This is a genomic window from Methylobacterium sp. GXF4, from assembly GCF_000272495.1.
GTDB lineage: Bacteria > Pseudomonadota > Alphaproteobacteria > Rhizobiales > Beijerinckiaceae > Methylobacterium > Methylobacterium brachiatum.
Genome location: NZ_AKFK01000085.1, coordinates 146,703 through 169,709 on the forward strand (window position 1 = coordinate 146,703; position 23,007 = coordinate 169,709).

A 23,007-nucleotide genomic window follows, 5' to 3' on the forward strand; every position below is an offset into this window, starting at 1 on the left:
TTGCGCGGGCCGCCGACCGGGATCGGCCGCCCGCGGATTGTCTCGCATCGTAATCCGCTGGCGCCGGGGCGCCAGCGGTCAGCGCGTCGCGCCGGTCGAGGCGGTCGGGTCCGTGGGCCCGCGGGGCGTGCGCGGCGCCGAGGCCGTCGCCCGACCCTGCGGGTCGCTGAAGTAGCGGAAGAAGTCCGAGCTGGGGCTGATGACCAGCCGCGTATCGGAGCCCTTCAGCCCGGTCTCGTAGGCCTGCATCGAGCGGTAGAAGCTGAAGAAGTCCGGGTCCTTGCTGAACGCCTCGGCGAGGATCCGGTTCTTCTCGGCGTCGCCCTGGCCACGCAGCTGCTCGGATTTCTGGGTCGCCTCGGCGAGGATCACGGTGACCTCGCGGTCGGCCTTGGCCCGGATCGTGGCGGCGCTCTGGTCGCCGTTGGCGCGGATGTCGGCGGCCTCGCGCTCGCGCTCGGTCTTCATCCGCTTGTAGACGGCAGCGGAGTTCTGCGCCGGGAGATCGACCCGGGTCATCCGAAGGTCGACGATCTCGATGCCGAGCGCCTTGGCCTGCCGGTTCACGTCCTCCTGGATCTGGTGCATCAGCTGGCCGCGCTCGGTCTTGACGATGGCGTCACGGGTCGAGCGGGCGAGCACGTTGCGCAGGCCGGAATTGGTGAAGCTGGCGAGCCGCTGGTTGGCGAGCCCGATATTGCCCACCGCCTGGTAGAAGCGCAGCGGATCGAGGATGCGGTAGCGCGCGAAGGCGTCCACCTCCAGGTTCTGCCGGTCGGCGGTGAGCACCGTCTGGACCGGCAGGTCGAGGTCGAGCACGCGCTTGTCGAAGATCACGACGTTCTCGACGAACGGCACCTTGAAGTAGAGGCCGGGCTTTTCCTCGCCGGTGGCGTTGAGCACCGCGCGGACGCGGCCGAATTGCAGGACGAGGGCCTGCTGCATCTGGCCGACGGTGAAGATCGAGGCGTAGAGCCCGATCGCGACGATCGCCGCGATGGCGATCAGGCCGGTGCGGAGAGCCTGTTTCATCGGGCGGCTCCCGTGGCGGCCGGGGACTGGGCGCGGGCGCCGAACTCGGTGAGCGGCAGAACCGGCAGGACGCCCGCCGCGGCGGTGCCCGAGCCCGGCTGCGCGCCGTTCTGGTCGATGATCACCTTGTTCACGGAGCCCAGGACCTTCTCCATCGTCTCCAGGAAGAGCCGCTCGCGGCTGATGGCCGGGGCGGCCTTGTAGGAGGCGTAGACTTCGCTGAAGCGGGCGGCCTGGCCGGTGGCGTCGGCGGTCGCCTTCGTCCGGTAGGCCTCGGCCTGCTGGAAGATCTGCGACGCCCGGCCCCGAGCCTGCGGCACCTCACGGCTGGCGTAGGTCTTGGCCTCGTTCTGCGCCGTGTCGGCGTCCTGCTGGGCGGCGTTCACGTCGATGAAGGCCGGCCGGACTTCCGGCGGCGGGTTCACCGAGACGAGCTGCACCACCTCGATGCGCACGCCGGCGCCGTACTCGTCCAGGGCCTTCTGGACCATCTCCTTGACCTCCTGGGCGATGCTCGACTGCTCGTTGGTCAGGATCGCCTGGATGTTGCGGCGGCCGATCACCTCGCGCATCGCGCTCTCGGAGATCGCCTTGATGGTGCCCTCGGGATTCTGGAGGTTGAACACGAAGTCGGAGGCCTTGAGCGGGTTGATCCGCCACTGCACCTCGAAGTCGAGATCGACGATGTTCTCGTCACCGGTGAGGATCAGGCTCTCGTCCGGGACATCGCGGTTGCGGCCCTGGCCGCCGGGGCCGGCGCGGAAGCCGATCTGGATGGAGTTCTGCGAGCCGACATCCGGCTTGACCACGCCGCCGATCGGATAGGGGAAGTTGTAGCGCAGGCCCTCGCCCTTGGTGCCGACGTAGCGGCCGAAGATCGTCTCGATGCCGACCTGGCGCGGGTAGACGGTGTAGAAGCCGGTGGCGAGCCAGACCGCGACGGCCAGCGCCGCGATCACCGCGGCGCTGCGTCCGCCGCCGATGCCGCTCGGGCTGCCGCCGCCATAGCCGCCGCCGGTGTTGCCACCGCCCGGGATCAGACCGCGCAGGCGGTCCTGCCCGCGCCGGAGCAGGTCCTCAAGGTTGGGCGGGGTCTTGCCGCCGCCGCCGCCACCCCACGGGCCGCCGCCGTTGCCGCCGGGCCGACCCCACGGGCCGCCGCCGCCACCGCCGCTCTGATTGCTCCAAAGCATCCTAGCCGTCGTCTCCTGCCTGCCCGCGCCCGGTCCGCACGCTGAGCGTGCTCCCCGGGCTGCGTCTCCCTGCCTGAACGGCCACGCTCACCCGCCTAGTCCCGCCCACCGGCCCGCTCGCGATGCGGGCGGGTTGGTTTGGCGGCTAAACGCCTGCGCGGGCGTCTCTTCTCGCGAGGCGCGGAGCCCCATGAGAACGCATGCCCGACAGGCACCTGCGGGTGTGCGCCCCATGCTGTCAAGGCTGGCAGGTGGGCACGCACAGGCCGGAAGACAACCGCGGCGGCGCGCCTCAGCGGATGCGCGCCCAATCGACGAACGCGAAGGCGTGCTCGTCGCGCGGACCGGCCGGGTGCGCCTCGCGGAACGTCTCCCGGAACGCGGCGCGATCGAAGGCGGGAAAGCGCACGTCGCCCTCCGGCTCCGCCTCGACCTCGGTGAGGTGGAGCCGGTCGGCATGCGGCAGGGCCAGGGCGTAGATCTCGGCCCCGCCCACCACCATCAACTCCGGTGCGGCCGCGGCCGCGACGGCGGCGTCCCAGTCGTGGACGATCTCGGCGCCCTCGGCGTGGAAGCCGCGGTCGCGGGTGAGCACCAGGGTGCGGCGGCCCGGAAGCGGGCGTCCGATCGAGGCCCAGGTCCGCCGGCCCATCAGCATCGGCTTGCCCATGGTGAGCGCCTTGAACCGCTTCAGGTCGCTGGACAGGTGCCAGGCGAGCCCGTTGTCGCGGCCGATCACGCCGTTGCGGGCGACCGCCACGACCAGCGCGATGGCGGGGCTCATACCGCCACCGGGGCCGAGATGGCCGGGTGCGGGTCATAGCCCGCGATGGTGATGTCCTCGTACCGGAAGGCGAAAAGGTCACGGACCTCCGGGTTGAGCGCAAGCCGCGGCAGCGGGCGCGGCGCCCGGTCCAGCAGGGTCCGAGTCTGCTCCAGGTGGTTCCGGTAGAGATGCGCGTCGCCGAACGTGTGCACGAAGTCGCCGACCCCGAGCCCCGTCACCTGGGCGATCATGTGGGTCAGGAGCGCGTAGCTCGCGATGTTGAACGGCACGCCCAGGAAGGCGTCGGCCGAGCGCTGGTAGAGCTGGCAGGAGAGGCGCCCGTCGCTCACGTAGAACTGGAACAGGCAGTGGCAGGGGGCGAGTGCCATCCGGTCGAGATCCGCCGGATTCCAGGCCGAGACGATCAGGCGGCGGGAATCGGGGTTGCGCCGGATCTCGCTGAGCAGCCAGGCGATCTGGTCGACGCTGCCGCCGTCGGGCTTGGCCCAGGAGCGCCATTGCTTGCCGTAGACCGGGCCGAGATCGCCGTGCTCGTCCGCCCACTCGTCCCAGATCGTCACGCCGTTGGCCCGCAGGGCGGCCACGTTGGTGTCGCCCGCCAGGAACCAGAGCAGCTCATGGATGATCGAGCGCAGATGCAGCCGCTTCGTGGTGACCAGCGGGAAGCCCGCCGACAGGTCGAAGCGCATCTGGTGGCCGAACACCGAGAGCGTCCCGGTTCCGGTCCGGTCGTCCTTGGCCACGCCCTCGTCGAGGATGCGCCGCAGCAGGCTGTGATAGGCGTCCATCGGATAGTCCTGCGCGTGAGAGGGGCCGCGGGCAAGCGCACGACCAGTCTATCCACGATCATCACCGGTGACGAAGGGGCCTGACCGTCGTCCCGCGCTCAGGTCGGCCAGAGCACGTAGGTCACCAGGGCGAGGTTCGACCAGCCATGCAGGGCGATGCCGGGCCAGAGCCGGCCGGTGCGCCAACGCAGCCAGCCGAGCACCAGCGCCAGGGGCAGCAGCGAGACCGGCCGGGCGAGCCCCCAGGACGAGACATGGGCGGCGGCGAAGATCACGGCCGTGACCAGGATCGCGCCGACCGGCCCGACCGCGTCCCGGGCACGGGCGAAGGCCTCGCCGCGCAGCAGCAGCTCCTCGGCCACGGGGGCCAGCACCGCGAGATAGAGCAGCCAGGCCACGACCGCGCTCTGGCTCATGAACGGCGACAGCGTCACCTTCCGGCCGAAGCTCGCGCCGAACAACTCGGCCGTGCCGGTGACCCAGGCGATGTGCAGCACCGGCCAGACCAGGAGGAGCGCCAGCAGCGCGACCGGCCGCATCCCGTTCGGGCGCTCGCGATCGAGCGCCAGGCGCCGGCGCCAGCCGGCCCGGTCGCGCCACCACGCCCCGCCCAAAACCAGGGCGGCGAGGTAGACCTGGCGCAGGGCGTCGACCGCGAAGGCGCGGTGGGCGAGGTCCACCGCGCCGAGGAACGGGCGCCGCTCCGGCGGCAGGAACGGGTCGATCCCGGCCCAGAGGTCGAAGCCGACCCGGACGCTGGCGAGGGACAGCAGGCTCGCGGCGCCGAGATAGGCCAACACGAGGGCGACGAGCGCGCCGAGGCGCCAGGTCGCCCTCCAGATCCGGTCGAGCCGGCTCGACCCGTCGGGCGCGGAACCGCGCGACTGCGCATTTCCGGCAACAGCCGCATCAAGAGGTTCGCCCTGAGACAGTGGCGCGACACGATCGGGCTTCAAAACCGGACCGATCCCCTCTATATCTTGGGAGCCGGTCGCGAGGCCGGCTATGGCGATAAACGGTCTTCGAAATAAACCTATCGGACCCGGGGGCGGTACCCGGCGCCTCCACCTGAGCCCAGGACCGATGGCCGCAAGGCCGACGGAGACGGACTGGTCTCAGGCGGGGGCGAAGCTAGGATCGACGAAGGCGTAAAGGTAGATCTTTCGCTCGGCATGGTTCCGCCGTTATCGGGCCGCTGCAAGAGTTGCCAACGACAACTTTGCTCCGGTGGCGGTGGCCGCGTAAGCGGTCTCCAAGATCGGTCTCAAGTCCTCGCGGTTAGCATCGCGTAGGCGGGGCAGGAAGGCGCCCGGCACCAGAAGCCTTCACTCATTTCCTCGGTCCGGCCATCCGCGGCGGGGCGCCGGGCGCAGACCGGGCTAGAGCGCGACCGCAGATGGCAGACGACCTGATTCGCTACGATCTCCTGGTGCAGGACGCCCTTCGCGGGGTGGTCCGCAAGGTGCTGACCGACGCCGCCCGGGACGGCTTGATGGGGGACCATCACTTCTACGTCTCGTTCCGGACGGAGGCGCCCGGCGTGCGGATGTCGCAGGCCCTGCGCGAGAAATACCCGCAGGACATGACCATCGTCCTGCAGCATCAGTTCTGGGATCTCAGCGTCAACGAGCACACGTTCGAGGTCGGCCTGTCCTTCTCGGGCGTGCCGGAGCGGCTGCTGGTGCCGTTCGACGCCCTGTCGGGCTTCTTCGACCCCTCCGTGCAGTTCGGCCTGAAGTTCGACCTCACCGAGGCCGGCGAGGTGCCCGAGGAGGCCAACGCCGCCCCGGCCAAGACCGGCCCGCGCGGGGCCGGCTCCGAGCCGAGCGAGGTCCGGCCGAAGGGCTCCGGGCTCGCCACGATCGGCTCGGCCGCTCCGAAGGTCCTGCCGGCGCCGGCCGCCCAGGGCGACAAGCCCGGCGCGAAGCCGGACGAGAAGGCCCCCCGCCCCGCCGCCAAGAAGGACGGCGAGGAGGGCAGCGCCGAGGTCGTGAGCCTGGACGCGTTCCGGAAGAAGAGCTGAACGCGCCGGGCCGAAACGTCGGCCCGGGGATTCATCGGTGGACGAGACTGTCGCGCCGCCGTCATGTCGACGGCGGAGCGCGCACATCGCGCGAAACGCTTCGACGAAGATGTGAAGCTCGCCGCGACGTTCTTCGACGCCACGGCCATTCTCGCGATCGGAACAGCGTTCAGCGTCCCGCGGATGTGTTCACCAACGACGGCCGGGCTTTCCCGCTCGCGTCCCTCATCCGACATCTGATCGGGCAGATCGCGATTCGGGTGTTCCTGGGCGCCGAGGCGCTTCGATCGCCCTCCGAAAGATCACCTCAATATCGCGGCGCGCCTGCGCCTAATCCGTCGTCGGCGCGGCTTCATGCGCCCGAGCCGGCGTTTCGAGCTCGGTGACGGCGCGGCGCTCGCCAGCACCTCGAAGGGCGGTCGTCACGAGCCGAGCAGTTTGACGAAAGCCGCACCGGCCCCGAAGAACGCGGCCGCGGCGGCGATGCCGGCGAAGCCGATGGAGAGCGGGCCGAGCAAGCGATCCCGACCGATCTTCAGGGCCTCGGCCTGAAGCTTCGACTGCTCCGCGATCAGCTTACGCTGCTCCGCCACGAACGTTTCCGTCTCGGCGCAATCCAGCGTGGCGGGCGCAGCGGTATCGGACATCGGGGAGGCTTCGTCCGGTCCACAAGGCGCGAACCGGCAGGGACTGCGTCAACCCGCTCGGGCCCGCAGCTCCGCCTCCATCCGCAAGCCGTGCTCCGGCCGGAGCGTCACCCGGTGGAGCGGCGTGACCGGCGGGTGATCCGCCGGCAGATGGAAGCGCACCGCCCGGACCACGTGGGCCAGCACGATCACCGCCTCCTGGATGGAAAAGCTCTGGCCGATGCAGACCCGCGGGCCGGCGCCGAAGGGCAGGTAGGCGAAGCGCGGGATCGCGTCCCGGTTCTCCGGCAGGAAGCGTTCCGGCATGAACGCCTCCGGGTCCTGCCACAACGTCCGATGGCGGTGGAGCACCCAGGGCGCCACCATCACCAGGGAGCCGCGGGGCACCTTGATCCGACCGAGGCGATCGTCCCGGGTCGCCTGCCGGCTCAGGAACGGCACCGGCGGGAACAGGCGCATCGCCTCCTCGATCACCGCCCGCGTGTAGGGCAGCCGCTCGACGGCGAAATCGCCCTCGCCGGCCGCGTCCACCTCGGCCTCGACCCGGGCCTGCGCGGCGGGATCCTGCGACAGGCAGTAGAGCGCCCAGGTCAGGGAGTTGGCCGTGGTCTCGTGCCCGGCCGCGATAAAGGTTACGATGTTGGCCTTGACCGCGAGGTCGGAGAGGCCGTTGCCGGTCTCGGGATCCTGGGCGGCGAGCAGCAGGGTCAGCAGGTCGCGGGGCGCCTCGCCCCGCGCCATCGCCGCCTTGCGCCGGGCGATGAGCTCGTCGACCACCTCGGCGAAGAACCGGCCGGCCGGCCGCGCCCGCAGGCGGCCGATGCGCGGCACGAAATCGGGCACCCCGAACACGTCGAGGGGGTCGATCGGCCCTACGGCCTCCAGGAACCGGGTGATGGCGCGCCCCAAAGCGTCCGGATCGCCCGGTAGCCCCTGGGTAAAAATCGTCCGCTCTAGCACGTCGAGGGTGACGCGGGTCATCTCCAGGGCGACGTCGACGGGCTTGCCGCCCCGGCGGGCGAGGCGGCGCCCCAGCTTGGCCCCGGCCGCGTTCATCGCGTCGGAAAAGCCCTGGACCGTGCGGGCGTTGAAGATCGGCGCGAGGGTCCGGCGCTGGAGCCGCCACTCGTCGCCCTCGGCGCTGAGCAGGCCGTTGCCCAGGCCCGGCGCCAGAACCCGGCGCTGGAGGTCGTCCTTGCGGTAGCCCTCGACATTCTCGACCAGGAGATAGCGAATCAGCGCCGGGTCGCTGACCACGGTGATCCGGCCCATGGCGCCTTCGGCGGCCACCACCGGCTCCTTGAAGTGGACGTCCATCCAGGTGGTGATCGGGTTCTTGCGGGCGGCCCGGAGGAAATCGAACAGGCCCAGCGGCTCGTGCAGCGGACGGGGCACGGGCGGGCGGAACCGGACGGCGGGCGCCCCCTCGGCCAGATCGCGGTCGGTTCGGTCGATCGTCGCGCTCATCGGCTCCTTGTCCGGCGGGAACAGAGCCCCGCTCTTGTCCGGCGCCGGGGAAAACCGGCATCGCGATTCACCCGCGCCTCATTTAAGTAGGCACCGCACTGCACCAAACGTAGAGGCCACGATGTCGCCCACCGAGACCGGAACCGCCACCCGCACCGAGTCCGACACCTTCGGGCCGATCGAGGTCCCGGCCCACCGGTACTGGGGGGCGCAGACCCAGCGCTCGATCCAGAACTTCAAGATCGGCACCGAGCGCATGCCAGCGCCGCTGGTCCACGCGCTGGGCCTGGTGAAGCAGGCCGCCGCCCTGGTGAACAAGGATCTGGGCGCGCTGGAGCCCAAGCTCGCCGACGCCATCGCGGCCGCCGCCGCCGAGGTCGTGGCGGGCAAATACGACGAAGAATTCCCGCTCGTGGTCTGGCAGACCGGTTCGGGCACGCAGTCGAACATGAACGCCAACGAGGTGATCGCGAGCCTCGCCAACGAGGCGCTCGGCGGGAAGCGCGGCGGCAAGACGCCGATCCACCCGAACGACCACGTCAACCGCGGCCAGTCCTCGAACGACACCTTCCCGACCGCCATGCACATCGCCGTGGCAAGGGAGATCAGCGGCCGGCTGATGCCGGCGCTGACCCATCTGCACACGGCGCTCGACGCCAAGGCCAAGGCGTTCGAATCGATCGTCAAGATCGGCCGGACCCACCTGCAGGACGCGACCCCGGTCTCCCTCGGCCAGGAATTCTCCGGCTACGCCGCCCAGGTGGCGCTCGGCGGCTCGCGCGTCGCCGCGACGCTGCCCGGCGTGCTGGCGCTCGCCCAGGGCGGCACCGCGGTGGGCACCGGCCTCAACGCGCATCCCGAATTTGCGGATAAGTTCGCCGCCAAGGTCGCGGCGCTGACCGGCCTGGAATTCACCAGCGCCGCCAACAAGTTCGAGGCGCTTGCGACCCACGACGCGCTGGTGTTCACGCAGGGCGCGCTCTCGGCGCTGGCCGCCGGCCTGTTCAAGATCGCCCAGGACATCCGCCTGCTCGGCTCCGGCCCGCGCTCGGGCCTCGGCGAGTTGTCGCTGCCGGAGAACGAGCCCGGCTCCTCGATCATGCCCGGCAAGGTCAACCCGACCCAGTGCGAGGCGCTGACCATGGTGTGCTGCCAGGTGGTCGGCAACGCGACCACGGTGAGCTTCGCCGGCTCGCAAGGCAATTTCGAGCTGAACGTGTTCAAGCCGGTGATCGCCAACGCGGTGCTGCAATCGATCCGGCTGCTCGCCGATGCGGCGGTGAGCTTCACCGACAATTGCGTGGTCGGCATCAAGGCCAACGAGGACAAGATCGCCGACCTGATGAGCCGCTCGCTCATGCTGGTGACCGCGCTCGCCCCCTCGATCGGCTACGACAAGGCCGCCGAGATCGCCAAGACCGCGCACAAGAACGGCACCACCCTCAAGGAGGAGGCGCTGCGCCTCGGCTACGTCACCGAGGAGGAGTTCGAGCGCGTGGTCCGGCCGGAGACGATGCTGGCCCCCAGCGCCGACTGACCTTTTTGAGTGCGGCCGGCGCGGGTCACGCTGCGTCGGCCTCCGGAACCGGGAGGCGATCCGTGGCCGAGATCATCAACCTGCGCCAGGTCCGCAAGGCCAAGACCCGCGCGGCCGAGGATGCCAAGGCCGAGGAGAACCGGATCGCCTTCGGGCGTCCGAAGAAGGCCAAGACCCTGCAGCAGCGGCGCAAGGCCCTGGAGATCGAGCGCCACGAGGGCCACCGGCTCGAGCGCGGCGAGCCGGAGCCCGATTCGTCCCCATGACGCGCGCATCGTGAGCGCGGGGCTCAGCAAGCGCTCGGTGGTGATCGCGGGCCATCGCACCAGCGTGTCCCTGGAGGACCCGTTCTGGGCGGCGCTCCGGGAGGTCGCGGAGACGCGCGGCCAGTCGGTCCAGGCGCTGATCGGCGCGATCGATGCCGGCCGGGGCGGCCAGAACCTGTCCTCGGCGATCCGGGTGTTCGTGCTGGACGCGGTGCGGGCCGGGCCAATCGGCAAATCGTGAGCACGATCCGGCCGGGTCGGTCTTCCGATCCGACGCCGCGTATGGAATCTGCGCGACACAACCACGCAGGACGCTCGAGTCATGACCAACCGCGAACCGCTGCTCAAGCCGATCCCGATCACCGAGCTGCGCCCGACCCAGATGACGGTGGGCTACCGGGAGGTCGCCGAGAAGCGTCGGCGGTGGCGCAGCTACGACGGCGAGAAGAAGAAGGCGTTCCTCGGGGCGCACATGATCCCGACCGTGCTCGGGCCGAAGAAGAACCACTACGTGGTCGACCATCACCACCTCGCCCGGGCGTTGCACGAAGAGGGCGTGGAGAGCGTGCTGGTCACGGTGCTGGCCGATCTGCACCATCTGGAGAAGGACGCGTTCTGGACGGTCTGCGACCACAAATCCTGGGTCTATCCCTACGATGCCGAGGGCGTGCGGCGGGACTTCAAGGACATCCCCAAGGCGATCGACGACCTGGCCGACGACCCGTTCCGGAGTCTCGCCGGCGAGCTGCGCCGGGCCGGCGGCTTCGCGAAGGACACGACGCCGTTCAGCGAGTTCCTCTGGGCGGACTTCCTACGCCGCAACATCAAGGAGAAGCGCGTCGAGAACGATTTCTCGGAGGCGCTGGAGAAGGCGATGGCGCTCGCCAAGTCCAAGGAGGCCGGCTACCTGCCCGGCTGGTGCGGCCCCTCGGAGGGCTGAACCGCCGCCGGCTCAGATCCCCCAATAGGGCGCGGCGTCGTAATACCGGTGGATCTGCTCCTCCCAGGCGCCGTCCTCGGCCGGGTCGGTGCCCTCGGGGGTGCGGGCGGGGGCGGCGCGCAGCTGCTCCTCGGTGATGTCGAGCACGTAGGCGTCCTGCTCGGGCTCGAAGTGCAGCACCGACCAGGGCAGCGTGTAGAACTCCTCGCCGAGGCCCAGGAAGCCGCCGAAGCTCATCACCGCGTAGGCGACCCGGCCGGAGATCTTGTCGAGCATCAGCCGCTCGATCCGGCCGACCTTGCTGCCGTCCGGCCGACGCACATCCGTGCCGATGACCCGATCGCTGGCGATCAGGCTGCGCGGCTGCCGCGCCGCGGGTTGAGGATTGGCCGCCATGCTCGCCTCCCGGGTCGTGATCGGCGTTTCGATCTCTGCCCGAAAAACGCCCCGGCCGTGGGCGACGTTCCGGTCCGGGCCTGCGCCCGCCCCCTCAGCCGGACGAACAGCTCCCCGCATGCCGATCCCGCGTCTCACCCCGAATCGCCGCGCGCGCCTCGCGCTCGCCGCCCTGATCCTGTCCGCCGCGGGGGCGCACGCCCAGGACCGCGGCAGCGTCAACCCGAAGCCGCTGCCGCCGCTCGAGCATCCGGACGCGCCCTCGACCCCGGCCAAGGCGCTGTTCGGACGCGTGACCCGGGCCTCCAGCGGGCCGGCCCATATCTACGGCTTCTACGCCAAGGGCTGCTTTTCCGGCGGGCAGGCGCTGCCCCTCGACGGGCCGAACTGGCAGGTCATGCGCCCGTCCCGCAACCGGATGTGGGGCACGCCCTACCTGATCGATTTCGTCGAGCGCCTGTCGCAGAAGGCCGCCCGGGTCGGCTGGCCGGGCCTGCTCGTCGGCGACATGGCCCAGCCCCGCGGCGGCCCGATGATCACCGGCCACGCCTCGCACCAGATCGGCATCGACGCCGACATCTGGCTGACCCCGATGCCGGACCACCGCATGAGCCGGGCGGAGCGCGAGGAGACCTCGGCCACCGACATGGTCCGCCCCGACCGCCTCGACATCGACCCGGAGGTCTGGACGCCGACCCATCTGCAATTGATCAAGGTCACCGCCGAGCAGCCGGAGGTGGAGCGCATCTTCGTCAACGCGGCGATCAAGAAGGCCCTGTGCCGGGAGGCCTCGGGCCGGAGCTGGATGTCCAAGGTGCGCCCGATGTACGGGCACAATTACCATTACCATATCCGGCTCGCCTGCCCGGCCGGCCAGGACGATTGCCAGCCTCAGGGCGCACCCGCCGCCGGGGATGGCTGCGACGACCTCAGCTACTGGTTCTCGGACGCGGTGCTGCACCCGAAGCCGCCCAAGGTGCCGCCGAAGCCGAAGCCCGCTATGACCATGTCGGCCCTGCCCGCCGCCTGCCGCGCCGTGCTGAAGGCGCCGTAGCCCGATGGAGCGTCACCGAATGCGGATCCGCAGCCTCCTGCCGATGGCGCTCGTCCTAACCCTCGCCGGGGGGCAGGCGTTCGGCGAGACGCCGACGGAGCCGCCGGCCAACGCCCTCAAGGCGGCCAAGCTCGCCGGGCTGGCCGGCTTCGTGAACACCCATTGCGAGACGCTGCGGACCGACGGCGACCGCTTCAAGAGCGTCGTCCAGGCCATGGGCGTCGATCCCGCGGATCTCGAGCGCGATGCCCTGCTGCTGCAGGCCCGGTCCTACCTGGCCGTGTACGAGAAGGACGTGCCGGCGAGCTGCACCCGCGCCGACGCGATGTTCGGCCGGACGGGCACGGTGGTCCCGGGCGTGTTCGTCCCGCGCTGAGGCGTTCCGACACGCGGCGCGCGGATCGTTCGCCGAACCGGGCGCGACGTGCTAACGCCACCGGATGCCCCGCTGGCTTTTCCTCATCCTCGTCACCGCCCTCGCCCTCTCGGTCGTGGGCGGCGTGCTCATCGTCCTGCGCAGCCCGAGGAGCAGCACGCCGCAGCCCGACCCGGCCGCGGTCACCGCGCCCGCGGCGCCGGCACCGCGGCCGGGCGGCAACCCGTAAGGGTCAGGCGGCGATCCCGGTCCCGACCGGGCAGCTCACCCCGGTGCCGCCGAGCCCGCAATAGCCCGCCGGGTTCTTGGCGAGGTATTGCTGGTGGTAGGCCTCCGCGAAGTAGAAGGTCTCCAGCGGCACGATCTCGGTGGTGATGTCGGGGAAGTCGCGCGCCCGCAGCGCCCCGGCATAGGCCGCGCGCACGGTTTTGGCGGTGGCCTCCTGCTCCGGGCCGTTGGTGTAGATGCCCGAGCGGTACTGCGTGCCGACATCGTTGCCCTGGCGCATGCCCTGGGTCGGATTGTGGCTCTCGAAGAAGATCCGGAGCAGCGCGTCCAGCGGCAGCACCGCGGGGTCGAAGGCCACCAGCACGACCTCGTTGTGGCCGGTCTGGCCGGTGCAGACCTCCTCGTAGGTCGGGTTCGGCGTGTAGCCCCCGGCATAGCCGACCGCGGTGACGAACACGCCCTTCGGCAATTGCCAGAACCGGCGCTCGGCGCCCCAGAAGCAGCCGAGCCCGAGCACGATCGTCTCGGTCCCCGGGGGATAGGGCCCCTTGAGCGGGTTGCCGTTGACGAAATGGGTCTCGGCGGTCGGGATCGGGTTCGGGCGGCCCGGCAGGGCGTCGGCGGGGCTCGGCATCTCGGGGCGCTTGCGGAACAGGAACATCGTCTCTGGCCTTCAGGGTCTTCAGGGCGTGATCCGAATATGGGCACGCCCGGTCCGGCGAGAAAGCTTCGGGCTTCCGTCCCGACCGTACAGACCGCGCGAAAACCCGCCGCGCCGTTCAAATCGCAGCCGGAGCACTGGACCGGAGCCGCAATTTCCGGCTTGTAAGCGCGCGAGGCCTCGACCCGCAGGTTGAGGCGTGAAGGGCTGAGCCGGATGGACGCGGGCTGGACCGCTACGAGCCACGTGCTGGACAACCTCCGGGCGGAGTCGAACCGGGGCGACCCGTTCGCCGCGGCCGTGCGGGCAACCCGGATGCCGACGATCGTCACCGATCCGCGGCAATACGACAACCCGATCGTCTTCGCGAACGACGCCTTCCTCAACCTCACCGGCTATACGCGGCTGGAGGTGACCGGGCGCAATTGCCGCTTCCTGCAGGGGCCCGGGACCGAGGCGGCCGCCGTGGACCGCCTGCGGGCCGCCATCCGGCAGGGAGTCGACATCAAGATCGACCTGCTCAACTACCGCAAGGACGGCTCGGTCTTCCAGAACGCGCTCTATGTCGGGCCGGTGCGGGACGCGACCGGGACGGTCGTCTACTACTTCGCGTCCCAGATCGACGTGAGCGAACACTACGCCCTCACCGCCGAGATCGCGCGGCTGAAGGCCGAACTCGCCGAGGCCCGCGCCCAGCTCGCGGCGCGGTAGGGCCGCGCCCTCAGGGCTTCGTCAGGAACCCGATCGGCTCCCGGCCCGGCTGGCCGAGCCAGAGCAGGACCGCGCCTAGCCCCAGCCCGATCAGCGAGGCCGGGGCGAGGGTCAGCGGCAGGCCCAGCAGGTGCCAGAGCCAGGGCGCAGCCCCTTCGAGGCTGCCCTGCAGAGTGCCGGACTTGTCCTTGGACAGGGTGGCGATCACGTCCGAGAGCGGCGTCACCCGCAGGCCATTGTTGGCGATCGAGCGGGCGCCGTCATAGACCAGCGCGACGAAGCCGCCGGCCATCAGCAGGAAGCCCAGGACGCGGGCCAGGAAGCGGAACATCGCGGGGTCTTCTGAGCCATGCCTGCGCGCCCGGGCGGGCGCCCGAACCGGGAGTATGGGGCCGGGCCGCCCGGTGCAAGCCGCGGCACGCAGGGACTCGCCTGCGGCGCGCTCGGAGTCGCCTGCGGCACGCACAAGGTGCGCTGCGGCATAGGCGCGGTTGCCGCCCCAAGGGGGCCATGCCACAGGGACGCCCGGCGGCGGAGGGTCGTCGAGGACAGACGATCTTGGACGTGCACGCCCAGAAGCCCGGCCTGGTGATCTTCGATTGCGACGGCGTCCTTGTCGACAGCGAGCCGCTGAGCCTCGCCTGCCTGACCGCCGGCCTCAACCGGATCGGCGTCGCCATCGAGTTCGAGACCGTGCGGGCGCGCTTCACCGGCACCTCCATGGTGTCGATCATGGAGCACATCGCGCGCGATTACGGCGTCACCGCACCCCCGGGCTTCGTCGAGGCGGTCAAGGCGGAGACGCTCGCCCTGTTCGATGCCGAGCTGCGGGCGATGCGCGGCGTTGCGGAGGCGGTCGCGGCCCTGGGCCTGCCGTCCTGCGTCGCGTCGAGCAGCGACCCGGTGCGGCTGCGCCATTCCCTGAGCCTGACCGGGCTGCTGCCGCTGTTCGGCGAGAACGTCTTCTCCTCGGCGCAGGTCGCCCGGGGCAAGCCCTTCCCCGACCTGTTCCTGTTCGCCGCCGCGCGCATGGGCGCGGCGCCGGAAACCTGCCTGGTGATCGAGGACAGCGTGCCCGGCGTCACCGCGGCGAGGAGCGCCGGCATGCGGGTCGCGGGCTTCACCGGCGGCGGCCATTGGGGCCACGACCCGGCGGGGGCCGACCTGGTGCGGGCCGGTGCCGGCCGGGTCTTCTCGGATTTCGCGGACCTCGCCGCGGTGATCGCCGGGGCCTGAACCATCGCGTCTCCCGGGCGGCCGGGCGGGACCGGTTTCCTGCCAAGCCGGCGCCGAAAATCGGAAGCGCGTTCCGTTGACGGGCCGGCGCCCCGGGCCCATCTTTGCCCTCGCCGAACGGGGCGGACGTCCTGGCCCGCCCCCACGGCCGCGGTGATTTGAGAAGCGTAGCTTGCGCCGCGTCATCAAACGCTAAAGCACTGCGACGGCGCACGCGCCGCGCGGTCCTTCAGTCTGGAGGACATTGGATGTCGATCCGAACCGGCTCCTTTCGCCACCCGCTCCGTGATGCGCACGGTGCCCCGACCTGCTGGCGGCGCTGTCGACTCCGAGCGGATGACGCGCCCATGGCCCGCGGTTTCGCGTCGAAACCGGGCCTGCGCGCCAAAGCCTGAACGGGCCGCGATCCGGCCCGACACGGCAGGCCCGCCGGGCGCACGCGCTGCCCGATCGGCGATAGCGCGTTCGTCACATCAAGGGGCTAGAGACCCGCACGATCGACGTGATCGGCGAGACCTGAGCCGCACCGAACCTTCGCAGCACTTCCCGCATTCCGGCACGGCCCTGGCGCCGGCCAAGGCAGGATTCCGTCCCATGCACAGTCTCGATGTCGGGCTTCCGCCGACAAACCGTCCCGACCCCTTCACCGACGACCTCGCCCCCGAAGACGTCACGCTCTCCGACCGGACGGCGGCGGATCGGGCCGAGCCGCCGCGGGTGATCGAGATCGGCGAGGTCACCGCCGGCATCGCCGTGCCCGAGGGGCGCGGCGTGCGGTTCTTCTCGTCGTCACGGGATTTCGACGGCCTCGACGGCGCCGTGTTCCGCAACGCCGAGCAGGCGGCCCGCGCCGCCCGCGAGCGGGCTGCGGCCCGGGCTCGTGCGAACGCCCGCGGCGGCCAGGCGGCGGAGATCCGGCGCCGCCGGGCCTGACCCGGCCGTTACTTGGCGCACTCGTCCCGGGTGCGCTTCATCGCCTCCGCGAACCCGGCGAGCGCGTATTCGTCGCTCGTCGGGTTGCCGCGCAGCGAGGTGGTCTTGATCACGAGCTTCGGGTTGCGCGCGCTCATCTCGGAGACCACCCGGGCCTCCTCGGCCGGGTTCTGCAGCCAGGCATTGCCGTCCTTCACGACGAGGCCGTAGCGTCCGGTGCCGAGGTTGAGGGTTGGGTCGGTCGGCGCGGCCGCCGAGCCCGGCTTGATCTGGGAGGCCGCGGGCTTCGACGGGAAGCCCAGCATCACCGCGACCTCGTTCTGGACGTTCTCGCCCTTGCGCACGCTCACGAACAGGTAGGCGGTGTCGCGCTTGAGGGTCTTGGGCGAGCGCGCCTGCGGCTGGGCGATGGCGTAGCAGAGCTTGGCGCGGCCATCGCCGTTCACGAACACGTTCCAGTCGCCGAAGATCGCCACCGGGGTGGCCTGCTGCATCCCGGGGGGCGTCGCGGCCTTCCTCTCGGCCCGCGGGGCGCGTTCGCGACGCGACCGGCGCCCGCGCTTCGCCGGCTCAGCATCCGAGAAGCCGTCCGGCTCCGCCTGCTGAGCCTGAACCGCCGTCGCCGATAAGGCCGCTGCGCCGACCGTGGCCCCGACGAGGCCCGTGACGAGACCGGAGGCGAGCAGGGCGAGGGCTCCGACCGGGAGCAGGCGGGGGACGCGGACCATCTTCACTTCCTGACGACGGGCGGCCCCATAGAGGGCCGAACCGGGGATCTGGATGAGTGAAGCCCGCGCAAAAAGTCGGCAAGATGGCAGCCAAGCTCGCTTGCGGCCAAGATGGGGCGGCGGTTCAGACCGCCCGCACCTCTGCGGCCAAAGCGGCGATCACCGCCGGCGGGACCGAGACGGGTTCGGGCGGGGCCACGCGGGACGCGACCGCGTTCGGCTGGGCCGGCGGCAGCGGGCGCTTGCGAGGCGGGTCGTTATAGGGGGTGTTGTAGCCTTTGCGGACGGCCGACCAGTAGGTTTCGCGGGTCAGGCCGGAACCGGTCAGGGCAGCATCGATCATGGCGGTCGCCCGTGCCGCGAGTTCGGGCACGTCTTCCGGCTTCAGCCAACTCTCGACAGGCATCATGCGATCTCCGATCCACACAGCCGAGCTTCTAACGGGCCGGACTTAGCCAGACGGTGAACGCGCAGGCCCCCGGATGGTTGCGATGCACAAATTCGTGCCGAGCCTGTGGGTTGGTGTGGGTAGCTGAGCCTGTGTCGAAGCCTGGCCGGCCCCGCTGCCCCGGTCGGATGCACCTGCCTTGTAACGCACCGCCCCCGTGTAAGGCTGCGCATAGATCAGCGCACGAGTTTCGCGATGCCTGCGAGCACGGCCATGACGATTCGGGTTTCGCCCGAAATCAAGTCGACGCTCGAACGCATCGCGATCGACACCCGGCGCAGTACATCGTTTCTCGCTGCTGAGGCCGTGTCCGCCTGCGTCGAGCGCGAACTGCAAAGTCTCGATGGCATCAAGCGCGGCCTGGCGGATGCCAGACTCGGCCACGTCGTGCCGCACGACGATGCGATGGCCGAAATCCACGCCGTCATCGATGCGGCGGAGGCCGCCCGTGATGCCGACATGTGAGGCGGCCGGTTTTCTGGTCTCGCTCGGCGCTGGACGACATCAAGGAACAGATCGCCTTCATCGCCCGGGATAGTCCAGCGGTCGCGACAGGTCGCAGAGCGCAATCGGGACGCCGGCGCGGCTCTCGGTGAGACGGCAACGGGTCGACCGGACCCGGCACCTTCGAGAAGTCCCTTGTCCGGTTGCCTTACATCGTCGCGTACGCGCTGGAGCCGGTTACGGGCCGGGACAGCGTCCTGACCTTGCGCGTGATCCACACGGCGCGGCGCTGGCAGGCCGGCGCATGGCCGACCTGACCGTTCCGGTTCGGCTGGCCCCCGAGTCTCCGAGGCGCGCTACGGGCGATGAACGATCACCCGAAATCCCTCCTCCGGGCTCGGCGCCACGAAGTACTGGGTGAACAGGTCGAATTGCGCATCCGTGACCGTGAAATCGTGCGTTCCAGACGCATTCCGCGCCCGTAGGCGGGCCCTGCACACGTCATCGGCGACGTCGAGGTAGTGGAGCCGATGGGCGACGCCCGCTTCCTCGAACAGCGTGCGCATCCAGGCCCGGCTGGCGACGGTATTGGCGGGGAAATCCAGCACCACCGAGAGCCCGGCGCGGAGCAGGTCCACCACGTGCGGCCCCATCACGCTCCGCAGGCGGGTCGAATGCCGCACGTAGTCGGCCAGGTCGGCCTGCTCGTCGGGATAGAGCCGAGCGAGCCAGCGATCTTCGGCCACCACGATGGTGCCGGGCGTCGCGCCGAGGCTGGCGGTCAGCGTCGATTTTCCGGCGGCGATCTTACCGCAGACGAGATGCAGCGTCGGTTCCTGGGCAGGCATGGGGTTCGACCTTGGGGACGGCGCATCGGGCGCCGAGACGGTCACGGGCGGGCAGACCCGGCCTGACGGATCAGGCCGGGTCGGGAATTCGGCTGCGGATCGCAGCGCTCGCGCGGTGAATCGACAAGGTCATGGACGATTGATGCCAGGTCTCGGAATCGGTGACCAGGGGGCCGATGACGGCCTGAGAACGCGCTGCGGCAACCGATCGAGGCCGCCCGCGCATCGAGACGAGAGGCGCCGATGTCGACATCAGCGGAATGCGCAGCCGGTGGAGAAGCTTTCCGAAACATCGGGGGTCAGCGTCCACGATCGGATCCACAAACCAAGAGTTGAATTTGCCAAGGCCGCAAGCACAACCTATGTATTTCTTGTCGGCATCGCCCGAATCCGTCGGCGAACGACAGTTCCGCGCGGCAGGTGGCCATGGTTGGATCCGTGAACCGGGTGGCGGCACCAGAAGGGCCTCAGCGCCCGGTCGCACACAAGGTGACGATCCCGGGCGTCGCGGCCGACGCCCGCGGGACAGCGGGCGGAAGCGCGCAGGAGGGCGGGGCCGACGCACAGCCGGATGAAGAGGCGGTGCTGCCGCCTCCGGAGCGGCTGGGCTACGCCAAACTGTCCCAGATCAGCAGCGTGCTGACCACCCTGGCCTCGGCCCGGACCAGCCAGCGGGACCGCGCCGCCTTCGCTCTCCAGGAAGCCGAGCGGAAGCTCCGGCGCCTGAAGGCCGAAGCCCTGGCGGCGGAGGCTTCCGGGGACAGGAAGGCGGCGGCCCGGATCGTCCAGGATCTGGCCCAGGTCGCCCATGAGATCGCTGACGCCGCCCGGGACTATGCCGCCGCCGGCGGTGAGCCGGGCCTCATGGAAGCCAGCCTCACCGAGGTTGCGGCGGGGATCGATCCCGGCGCGGCACTCGAGTCGGATGCGTCGAGCTCCGAGCGGCCGGAAACCGCTGCCGGCGCGCGCGCGGACGAGCCGGGCATGGCCGAAGCCCCCAACGATGCGGCGGATGATCTGAGCGCGGCATCCCCCGATCCGACAACCGACGAGTTCGACCCGTCCCGCACCCTGCCGGAGGATGAAGCCTATCCCGGCGCGCTGCTGCGGCACGAGCCGGACGACCACGGCGACGATTCGGTCGAGGCCCACGCACACGAACTGCTGGACGAGGCCGTGACGCTGAAACAGGCGATGGCGCGGGTGCTGCGCAGCCCACCGGCCGATGCGGAGACGACCGTTCCGACGATCCCGCCCAACCCGCCCGTCGAGACCGGCCCGGCCCGCCGGACCGGACTGGGAGCCCTGGTCACCCGGCTTGGCGCGCGGGCCTGAAGGCCGGTCGGGCGGTCGCCGCGCTCAGCCGAGCCGCTCGATCCACCCTTGCGCCTGCGCCCGGACATTGTCCGGCGCGGTGCCGCCATAGCTGGTGCGGCTGGCCACCGAGTTCTCGACCCCGAGCACGGCGTAGACCGCGTCGGTGATGCGCGGCTCGGCCTCCTGCATCTCGGGCAAGGACAGCGCCTCCAGCCCGACGCCCTTGGCCGAGGCGGCGCCGACCAGGCGCCCGGTGACGTGGTGGGCCTGGCGGAACGGCAGGCCGAGCTCGCGCACCAGCCAGTCGGCGAGATCGGTGGCGGTGGCGTAGCCGGAGCCGGCGGCCTGGCTGAGCACCTCGGCGTTGGGCTCGAGGTCCTTCACCATGCCGGTCATGGCGGCCAGGCACAGGGACAGGGCCTGGAGGGCGTCGAACGTGCCCTCCTTGTCCTCCTGCATGTCCTTGGAATAGGCGAGGGGCAGCCCCTTCATCACCACCAGCAGTCCGGTGAGCGCGCCGATGATCCGGCCGGACTTGGCCCGCACCAGCTCGGCCGCGTCGGGGTTGCGCTTCTGCGGCATGATCGACGAGCCGGTGGTGTAGCCGTCCGACAGCTTGACGAAGTTGAACTGCGCCGAGGTCCAGACCACCAGCTCCTCGGCGAAGCGCGAGAGATGCACGGCGCAGATCGAGGCGGCGGCGAGCGATTCCAGGGCGAAGTCGCGGTCGGCAACCGAGTCCAGGGAGTTCGCGGTCGGCCGGTCGAAGCCGAGCGCCGCCGCGGTGGCGTGGCGGTCGATCGGGAAGGAGGTGCCGGCCAAGGCCGCGGCGCCGAGCGGGCACTCGTTGAGCCGGGCCCGGGCGTCGCGGAACCGGCCGCGGTCCCGGGCCAGCATCTCGACATAGGCGAGGCAATGGTGCCCGAAGGTGACCGGCTGGGCCGACTGGAGATGGGTGAAGCCGGGCATCACCGTGCCGGCATGCTTGAGCGCGGTCTCGGCCAGGGCCCGCTGCAGGTCGGCGGCCTGCTGGTCGAGGGAATCGAGGGTGTCGCGCACCCAGAGCTTCATGTCGGTGGCGACCTGGTCGTTGCGCGAGCGCGCCGTGTGCAGGCGCCCGGCGGCCGGCCCGACGATTTCCGTGAGCCGGCTCTCCACCGACATGTGGATGTCCTCGAGCTCGCGCTTGAAGACGAAGCGGCCGGCCTCGATCTCGTCGCGCACGGACTTGAGCCCGGCCTCGATCGCGGCCACATCCTCTGCCGGAAGGATGCCGGCCGCGCCGAGCATCGCCACATGCGCCAGCGAGCCGCGGATATCCTGGGGCGCGAGGCGCTTGTCGAATCCGATGGAGGCGTTGATCTCCTCCATGATCTCCGCCGGGCCGCTGGCAAAGCGGCCGCCCCACATCCGGTTGCTCATGTCGATCCTTCCGCGCCCTGAACGTCCCGGCAGGCAAACCTGATGCCCGGCCGGACCACTCTGATGGCCGGCGCGGGCCTCGCCGCGCTCGCCGTCCTCGGGACCGCCCTATACGGGAGCGGTCTCCTGCCCGGCAACACGGGCGGGGCGCTCCAGCCCTGCGCGGGCGCGACGCCCGCACTCGCCCGGGTCGACGCCGCCGCCAAGGGCGAGGTCGCGGGCATGCAGGCGCTGAAACAGGCGCGGCCCGCGCCGGAGATCCGGTTCAAGGGGCCGGACGGCGCCGAGACCGGGCTCTCCGACCTCAAGGGCCGGCTGCTGCTGGTCAATCTCTGGGCGACCTGGTGCGCCCCCTGCAAGGCCGAGATGCCGGCGCTCGACCGCCTCCAGACGGAACTCGGCGGGCCGGATTTCGCCGTCGTGGCGATCAACGTCGACACCCGCAACCTCGACAAGCCGCCGGAATGGCTCAAGCAGGCGGGCATCCACGCCCTGCCGTTCTATGCCGATCCGGGTGGGCGCGTGCTGCCCGCGATCCAGCGCGACACCCAATCCCCCGGCCTGCCGACCACGATGCTGATCGACGCGCAGGGCTGCACGATCGGCGTGATGAAGGGCCCGGCCGCCTGGTCGAGCCCGGACGGGCTGGGGTTGATCCGCGCGGTTTTGGGGCGGGAAGCTCAAGGGTCTCAGTCGCGCTCGTAGGCGAGAAACCGTCCCTCCGGCGCCAATTGCTGGATGAGATCGAAATCCTCGCGATTGGCCGTCAGGACCGGAAGGCCGGCCCGTGCTGCGGTGAGAAAGATCAGCGCATCGGCAAGGCAGGCCGTGCGCTGATGACTCTGATAGCCTTGGAGGCGCGCAAGAGTTCCAGCGACGAGACCCGCATCCGCGAAGGTCTGCGCGTCGGGCGTCAGTAGGCGCGTGTCCGGTATCTGGGCGAAGAGTTCAGCATAGTGATCGCGCAACGCTGCCCAGTTCGGTCTGCGCGGATCGGCGGCGGCGATCCCGACCGACAATTCTGCAAGAGCGACCACGCAGTGGAACAGCAAGGCGCGCTCGATGAGCTGCTGCAGCGCCTTGGGCATCCTGCCGGCCGCACTGTGGATATAGACGCCCGTGTCGAGGACGAGGGCCACGGGCGCCGACTCGCCGTAGGCCGCCCAATCCGCCAGTTCATGGCGTGGACGGGGAACGAGGCGGGCGCTTCGCTTGTCCGGCTTGCGCCGCCGAAGCGCGCCGCGCAGATCCACGCTCAACGCGAGCCGGTATCGAGATCGTGGTCCGGTCCGAGCCGCCCCGCCGTGCGGCCGAGGAAATCAGCGACCGGATCGGATTGCGCCAGGAGCGCCAGGGCGACCATGCCGAGCTCGGCTGTCGACGTGATACCCGCCTCGCGCTTGGCGGCATCCACCAGGGCGGGCGGCACGCGGAAGCTCACGTGCTCCGACTTTTCGCCATCGAGCAGCCCGGCTCGCCGAGCCTCCTCGAGTACGGCGGCATGCACGCGCGCAGACGGCCGGGG

The 23,007-nt window shown here is 70.6% G+C and carries 31 protein-coding genes and 1 other RNA gene; 16 read left to right on the forward strand and 16 right to left on the reverse strand.

Annotated elements, in window-relative coordinates:
• Nucleotides 1-78: 78 nt before the first annotated feature.
• The 5 genes from hflC to WYO_RS24345 all read right to left on the reverse strand — a co-directional run bounded on the left by hflC (nt 79) and on the right by WYO_RS24345 (nt 4,756).
• The gene (gene hflC / locus WYO_RS24325) at nt 79-1,032 is read right to left on the reverse strand and encodes a protease modulator HflC (RefSeq protein ID WP_007567593.1); all 954 of its coding nucleotides are present in this window, start codon (nt 1,030-1,032) and stop codon (nt 79-81) included.
• On the reverse strand, nt 1,029-2,225 hold the full coding sequence (gene hflK, locus WYO_RS24330; RefSeq protein WP_007567594.1) for an FtsH protease activity modulator HflK: 1,197 nt from the start codon (nt 2,223-2,225) through the stop codon (nt 1,029-1,031). Before hflK ends, hflC begins: the two co-directional genes overlap by 4 nt.
• A gap of 292 nt (nt 2,226-2,517) precedes the next feature.
• On the reverse strand, nt 2,518-3,009 hold the full coding sequence (locus WYO_RS24335) for a dihydrofolate reductase (protein ID WP_007567595.1): 492 nt from the start codon (nt 3,007-3,009) through the stop codon (nt 2,518-2,520).
• Nucleotides 3,006-3,800, reverse strand: coding sequence for a thymidylate synthase (locus tag WYO_RS24340; RefSeq protein ID WP_007567596.1), 795 nt, complete (start codon nt 3,798-3,800; stop codon nt 3,006-3,008). The genes WYO_RS24335 and WYO_RS24340 overlap by 4 nt, the downstream gene beginning before the upstream one ends.
• A gap of 98 nt (nt 3,801-3,898) precedes the next feature.
• The gene (locus tag WYO_RS24345; protein WP_039903995.1) at nt 3,899-4,756 is read right to left on the reverse strand and encodes a CPBP family intramembrane glutamic endopeptidase; all 858 of its coding nucleotides are present in this window, start codon (nt 4,754-4,756) and stop codon (nt 3,899-3,901) included.
• On the opposite strand from WYO_RS24345, the gene ssrA reads away from it, so the two are divergent.
• The 3 genes from ssrA to WYO_RS31765 all read left to right on the forward strand — a co-directional run bounded on the left by ssrA (nt 4,748) and on the right by WYO_RS31765 (nt 6,063).
• Nucleotides 4,748-5,130: a transfer-messenger RNA gene (gene ssrA / locus WYO_RS30150) on the forward strand. The genes WYO_RS24345 and ssrA overlap by 9 nt on opposite strands.
• 66 nt (nt 5,131-5,196) lie before the next feature.
• On the forward strand, nt 5,197-5,823 hold the full coding sequence (locus WYO_RS24350) for a ClpXP protease specificity-enhancing factor SspB (RefSeq protein WP_007567598.1): 627 nt from the start codon (nt 5,197-5,199) through the stop codon (nt 5,821-5,823).
• Nucleotides 5,824-5,886: 63 nt separating this feature from the next.
• Complete coding sequence (locus WYO_RS31765; RefSeq protein WP_165486575.1) at nt 5,887-6,063, forward strand: hypothetical protein; 177 nt, start codon at nt 5,887-5,889, stop codon at nt 6,061-6,063.
• 182 nt (nt 6,064-6,245) lie between these two features.
• Here WYO_RS31765 and WYO_RS24355 read toward each other — a convergent pair whose 3' ends face one another.
• Nucleotides 6,246-6,470 carry a hypothetical protein gene (locus tag WYO_RS24355; RefSeq protein WP_007567600.1) on the reverse strand — a complete coding sequence of 75 codons (225 nt, stop codon included), beginning with the start codon at nt 6,468-6,470 and terminating at the stop codon, nt 6,246-6,248.
• Nucleotides 6,471-6,518: 48 nt separating this feature from the next.
• Nucleotides 6,519-7,937, reverse strand: coding sequence for a cytochrome P450 (locus WYO_RS24360; protein WP_007567601.1), 1,419 nt, complete (start codon nt 7,935-7,937; stop codon nt 6,519-6,521).
• Between the two features lie 121 nt (nt 7,938-8,058).
• Between WYO_RS24360 and fumC the strand changes: the two genes are divergently transcribed.
• From fumC to WYO_RS24380, 4 genes are all read left to right on the forward strand, one after another.
• Nucleotides 8,059-9,474, forward strand: coding sequence for a class II fumarate hydratase (gene fumC, locus WYO_RS24365; protein WP_007567604.1), 1,416 nt, complete (start codon nt 8,059-8,061; stop codon nt 9,472-9,474).
• Between the two features lie 62 nt (nt 9,475-9,536).
• Nucleotides 9,537-9,740 carry a DUF4169 family protein gene (locus WYO_RS24370; RefSeq protein ID WP_007567605.1) on the forward strand — a complete coding sequence of 68 codons (204 nt, stop codon included), beginning with the start codon at nt 9,537-9,539 and terminating at the stop codon, nt 9,738-9,740.
• A gap of 10 nt (nt 9,741-9,750) precedes the next feature.
• Nucleotides 9,751-9,981, forward strand: coding sequence for a ribbon-helix-helix domain-containing protein (locus tag WYO_RS24375; RefSeq protein WP_007567606.1), 231 nt, complete (start codon nt 9,751-9,753; stop codon nt 9,979-9,981).
• A gap of 81 nt (nt 9,982-10,062) precedes the next feature.
• Complete coding sequence (locus tag WYO_RS24380; protein WP_007567608.1) at nt 10,063-10,680, forward strand: ParB-like protein; 618 nt, start codon at nt 10,063-10,065, stop codon at nt 10,678-10,680.
• 12 nt (nt 10,681-10,692) lie between these two features.
• Here WYO_RS24380 and WYO_RS24385 read toward each other — a convergent pair whose 3' ends face one another.
• Nucleotides 10,693-11,076, reverse strand: a complete 384-nt coding sequence (locus tag WYO_RS24385; RefSeq protein ID WP_007567609.1) for a PRC-barrel domain-containing protein — start codon at nt 11,074-11,076, stop codon at nt 10,693-10,695.
• Between the two features lie 118 nt (nt 11,077-11,194).
• On the opposite strand from WYO_RS24385, the gene mepA reads away from it, so the two are divergent.
• The 3 genes from mepA (at nt 11,195) to WYO_RS31770 (ending at nt 12,735) form a co-directional block, all read left to right on the forward strand.
• A complete protein-coding gene (gene mepA / locus WYO_RS24390; RefSeq protein WP_007567610.1) occupies nt 11,195-12,130 on the forward strand; it encodes a penicillin-insensitive murein endopeptidase in 936 nt (311 codons plus the stop codon).
• 19 nt (nt 12,131-12,149) lie between these two features.
• Complete coding sequence (locus WYO_RS24395; protein ID WP_007567611.1) at nt 12,150-12,506, forward strand: hypothetical protein; 357 nt, start codon at nt 12,150-12,152, stop codon at nt 12,504-12,506.
• 64 nt (nt 12,507-12,570) lie between these two features.
• On the forward strand, nt 12,571-12,735 hold the full coding sequence (locus WYO_RS31770) for a hypothetical protein (protein ID WP_007567613.1): 165 nt from the start codon (nt 12,571-12,573) through the stop codon (nt 12,733-12,735).
• Between the two features lie 3 nt (nt 12,736-12,738).
• On the opposite strand, the gene msrA is transcribed toward WYO_RS31770, so the two are convergent.
• Nucleotides 12,739-13,395, reverse strand: a complete 657-nt coding sequence (msrA, locus tag WYO_RS24400) for a peptide-methionine (S)-S-oxide reductase MsrA (RefSeq protein WP_007567614.1) — start codon at nt 13,393-13,395, stop codon at nt 12,739-12,741.
• 216 nt (nt 13,396-13,611) lie between these two features.
• Here msrA and WYO_RS24405 point away from each other — a divergent pair, with 216 nt between their 5' ends.
• On the forward strand, nt 13,612-14,106 hold the full coding sequence (locus WYO_RS24405) for a PAS domain-containing protein (protein ID WP_007567616.1): 495 nt from the start codon (nt 13,612-13,614) through the stop codon (nt 14,104-14,106).
• A gap of 10 nt (nt 14,107-14,116) precedes the next feature.
• On the opposite strand, the gene WYO_RS24410 is transcribed toward WYO_RS24405, so the two are convergent.
• Entirely contained in the window at nt 14,117-14,437 is a 321-nt protein-coding gene (locus WYO_RS24410) for a hypothetical protein (protein WP_007567618.1), read from the reverse strand.
• Nucleotides 14,438-14,664: 227 nt separating this feature from the next.
• Between WYO_RS24410 and WYO_RS24415 the strand changes: the two genes are divergently transcribed.
• Complete coding sequence (locus WYO_RS24415; RefSeq protein ID WP_039904000.1) at nt 14,665-15,342, forward strand: HAD family hydrolase; 678 nt, start codon at nt 14,665-14,667, stop codon at nt 15,340-15,342.
• Nucleotides 15,343-15,936: 594 nt separating this feature from the next.
• A complete protein-coding gene (locus WYO_RS32235; RefSeq protein WP_007567623.1) occupies nt 15,937-16,275 on the forward strand; it encodes a hypothetical protein in 339 nt (112 codons plus the stop codon).
• 8 nt (nt 16,276-16,283) lie between these two features.
• Here the strand turns inward: WYO_RS32235 and WYO_RS24425 are convergent, their stop codons facing one another.
• Both WYO_RS24425 and WYO_RS24430 read right to left on the reverse strand, forming a co-directional pair.
• Nucleotides 16,284-17,003, reverse strand: coding sequence for a hypothetical protein (locus tag WYO_RS24425; RefSeq protein WP_007567625.1), 720 nt, complete (start codon nt 17,001-17,003; stop codon nt 16,284-16,286).
• Nucleotides 17,004-17,127: 124 nt separating this feature from the next.
• Nucleotides 17,128-17,409 (reverse strand): hypothetical protein, encoded by a 282-nt coding sequence (locus tag WYO_RS24430; RefSeq protein ID WP_039904065.1) that lies wholly within the window; start codon nt 17,407-17,409, stop codon nt 17,128-17,130.
• A 237-nt stretch (nt 17,410-17,646) separates the two neighbouring features.
• On the opposite strand from WYO_RS24430, the gene WYO_RS24435 reads away from it, so the two are divergent.
• A complete protein-coding gene (locus WYO_RS24435; protein ID WP_007567628.1) occupies nt 17,647-17,916 on the forward strand; it encodes a CopG family ribbon-helix-helix protein in 270 nt (89 codons plus the stop codon).
• Between the two features lie 335 nt (nt 17,917-18,251).
• On the opposite strand, the gene WYO_RS24445 is transcribed toward WYO_RS24435, so the two are convergent.
• The gene (locus tag WYO_RS24445) at nt 18,252-18,743 is read right to left on the reverse strand and encodes an ATP-binding protein (protein ID WP_007567630.1); all 492 of its coding nucleotides are present in this window, start codon (nt 18,741-18,743) and stop codon (nt 18,252-18,254) included.
• Between the two features lie 426 nt (nt 18,744-19,169).
• On the opposite strand from WYO_RS24445, the gene WYO_RS24450 reads away from it, so the two are divergent.
• Nucleotides 19,170-20,078 carry a hypothetical protein gene (locus tag WYO_RS24450; RefSeq protein WP_007567632.1) on the forward strand — a complete coding sequence of 303 codons (909 nt, stop codon included), beginning with the start codon at nt 19,170-19,172 and terminating at the stop codon, nt 20,076-20,078.
• Between the two features lie 24 nt (nt 20,079-20,102).
• Here the strand turns inward: WYO_RS24450 and argH are convergent, their stop codons facing one another.
• The gene (gene argH, locus WYO_RS24455; protein ID WP_007567633.1) at nt 20,103-21,482 is read right to left on the reverse strand and encodes an argininosuccinate lyase; all 1,380 of its coding nucleotides are present in this window, start codon (nt 21,480-21,482) and stop codon (nt 20,103-20,105) included.
• A gap of 42 nt (nt 21,483-21,524) precedes the next feature.
• On the opposite strand from argH, the gene WYO_RS24460 reads away from it, so the two are divergent.
• Nucleotides 21,525-22,187, forward strand: a complete 663-nt coding sequence (locus tag WYO_RS24460; protein WP_007567635.1) for a TlpA disulfide reductase family protein — start codon at nt 21,525-21,527, stop codon at nt 22,185-22,187.
• Here WYO_RS24460 and WYO_RS24465 read toward each other — a convergent pair.
• Together WYO_RS24465 and WYO_RS31170 are read right to left on the reverse strand one after the other, a co-directional pair.
• A complete protein-coding gene (locus tag WYO_RS24465; protein ID WP_230366525.1) occupies nt 22,172-22,735 on the reverse strand; it encodes a type II toxin-antitoxin system VapC family toxin in 564 nt (187 codons plus the stop codon). The genes WYO_RS24460 and WYO_RS24465 overlap by 16 nt on opposite strands.
• A gap of 2 nt (nt 22,736-22,737) precedes the next feature.
• The gene (locus tag WYO_RS31170) at nt 22,738-22,923 is read right to left on the reverse strand and encodes a hypothetical protein (protein WP_128755083.1); all 186 of its coding nucleotides are present in this window, start codon (nt 22,921-22,923) and stop codon (nt 22,738-22,740) included.
• Nucleotides 22,924-23,007 lie beyond the last annotated feature (84 nt).

Excerpts from the sequence above, each read along its gene's own strand:
- WYO_RS24435 (WP_007567628.1), top strand. The coding sequence starts at position 17,647 with ATGCCTGCGAGCACGGCCATGACGATTCGGGTTTCGCCCGAAATCAAG.
- hflK (WP_007567594.1), bottom strand. The coding sequence starts at position 2,225 with ATGCTTTGGAGCAATCAGAGCGGCGGTGGCGGCGGCGGCCCGTGGGGT.
- mepA (WP_007567610.1), top strand. The coding sequence starts at position 11,195 with ATGCCGATCCCGCGTCTCACCCCGAATCGCCGCGCGCGCCTCGCGCTC.
- hflC (WP_007567593.1), bottom strand. The coding sequence starts at position 1,032 with ATGAAACAGGCTCTCCGCACCGGCCTGATCGCCATCGCGGCGATCGTC.
- WYO_RS31770 (WP_007567613.1), top strand. The coding sequence starts at position 12,571 with ATGCCCCGCTGGCTTTTCCTCATCCTCGTCACCGCCCTCGCCCTCTCG.
- WYO_RS24395 (WP_007567611.1), top strand. The coding sequence starts at position 12,150 with ATGCGGATCCGCAGCCTCCTGCCGATGGCGCTCGTCCTAACCCTCGCC.
- WYO_RS32235 (WP_007567623.1), top strand. The coding sequence starts at position 15,937 with ATGCACAGTCTCGATGTCGGGCTTCCGCCGACAAACCGTCCCGACCCC.
- WYO_RS24355 (WP_007567600.1), bottom strand. The coding sequence starts at position 6,470 with ATGTCCGATACCGCTGCGCCCGCCACGCTGGATTGCGCCGAGACGGAA.
- argH (WP_007567633.1), bottom strand. The coding sequence starts at position 21,482 with ATGAGCAACCGGATGTGGGGCGGCCGCTTTGCCAGCGGCCCGGCGGAG.
- WYO_RS24340 (WP_007567596.1), bottom strand. The coding sequence starts at position 3,800 with ATGGACGCCTATCACAGCCTGCTGCGGCGCATCCTCGACGAGGGCGTG.
- WYO_RS24385 (WP_007567609.1), bottom strand. The coding sequence starts at position 11,076 with ATGGCGGCCAATCCTCAACCCGCGGCGCGGCAGCCGCGCAGCCTGATC.
- fumC (WP_007567604.1), top strand. The coding sequence starts at position 8,059 with ATGTCGCCCACCGAGACCGGAACCGCCACCCGCACCGAGTCCGACACC.
- WYO_RS24460 (WP_007567635.1), top strand. The coding sequence starts at position 21,525 with ATGCCCGGCCGGACCACTCTGATGGCCGGCGCGGGCCTCGCCGCGCTC.
- WYO_RS24380 (WP_007567608.1), top strand. The coding sequence starts at position 10,063 with ATGACCAACCGCGAACCGCTGCTCAAGCCGATCCCGATCACCGAGCTG.
- WYO_RS24450 (WP_007567632.1), top strand. The coding sequence starts at position 19,170 with ATGGTTGGATCCGTGAACCGGGTGGCGGCACCAGAAGGGCCTCAGCGC.
- WYO_RS24445 (WP_007567630.1), bottom strand. The coding sequence starts at position 18,743 with ATGCCTGCCCAGGAACCGACGCTGCATCTCGTCTGCGGTAAGATCGCC.
- WYO_RS24410 (WP_007567618.1), bottom strand. The coding sequence starts at position 14,437 with ATGTTCCGCTTCCTGGCCCGCGTCCTGGGCTTCCTGCTGATGGCCGGC.
- WYO_RS31765 (WP_165486575.1), top strand. The coding sequence starts at position 5,887 with ATGTCGACGGCGGAGCGCGCACATCGCGCGAAACGCTTCGACGAAGAT.
- WYO_RS24350 (WP_007567598.1), top strand. The coding sequence starts at position 5,197 with ATGGCAGACGACCTGATTCGCTACGATCTCCTGGTGCAGGACGCCCTT.
- WYO_RS24430 (WP_039904065.1), bottom strand. The coding sequence starts at position 17,409 with ATGCCTGTCGAGAGTTGGCTGAAGCCGGAAGACGTGCCCGAACTCGCG.
- WYO_RS24425 (WP_007567625.1), bottom strand. The coding sequence starts at position 17,003 with ATGGTCCGCGTCCCCCGCCTGCTCCCGGTCGGAGCCCTCGCCCTGCTC.
- msrA (WP_007567614.1), bottom strand. The coding sequence starts at position 13,395 with ATGTTCCTGTTCCGCAAGCGCCCCGAGATGCCGAGCCCCGCCGACGCC.
- WYO_RS24335 (WP_007567595.1), bottom strand. The coding sequence starts at position 3,009 with ATGAGCCCCGCCATCGCGCTGGTCGTGGCGGTCGCCCGCAACGGCGTG.
- WYO_RS24405 (WP_007567616.1), top strand. The coding sequence starts at position 13,612 with ATGGACGCGGGCTGGACCGCTACGAGCCACGTGCTGGACAACCTCCGG.
- WYO_RS24360 (WP_007567601.1), bottom strand. The coding sequence starts at position 7,937 with ATGAGCGCGACGATCGACCGAACCGACCGCGATCTGGCCGAGGGGGCG.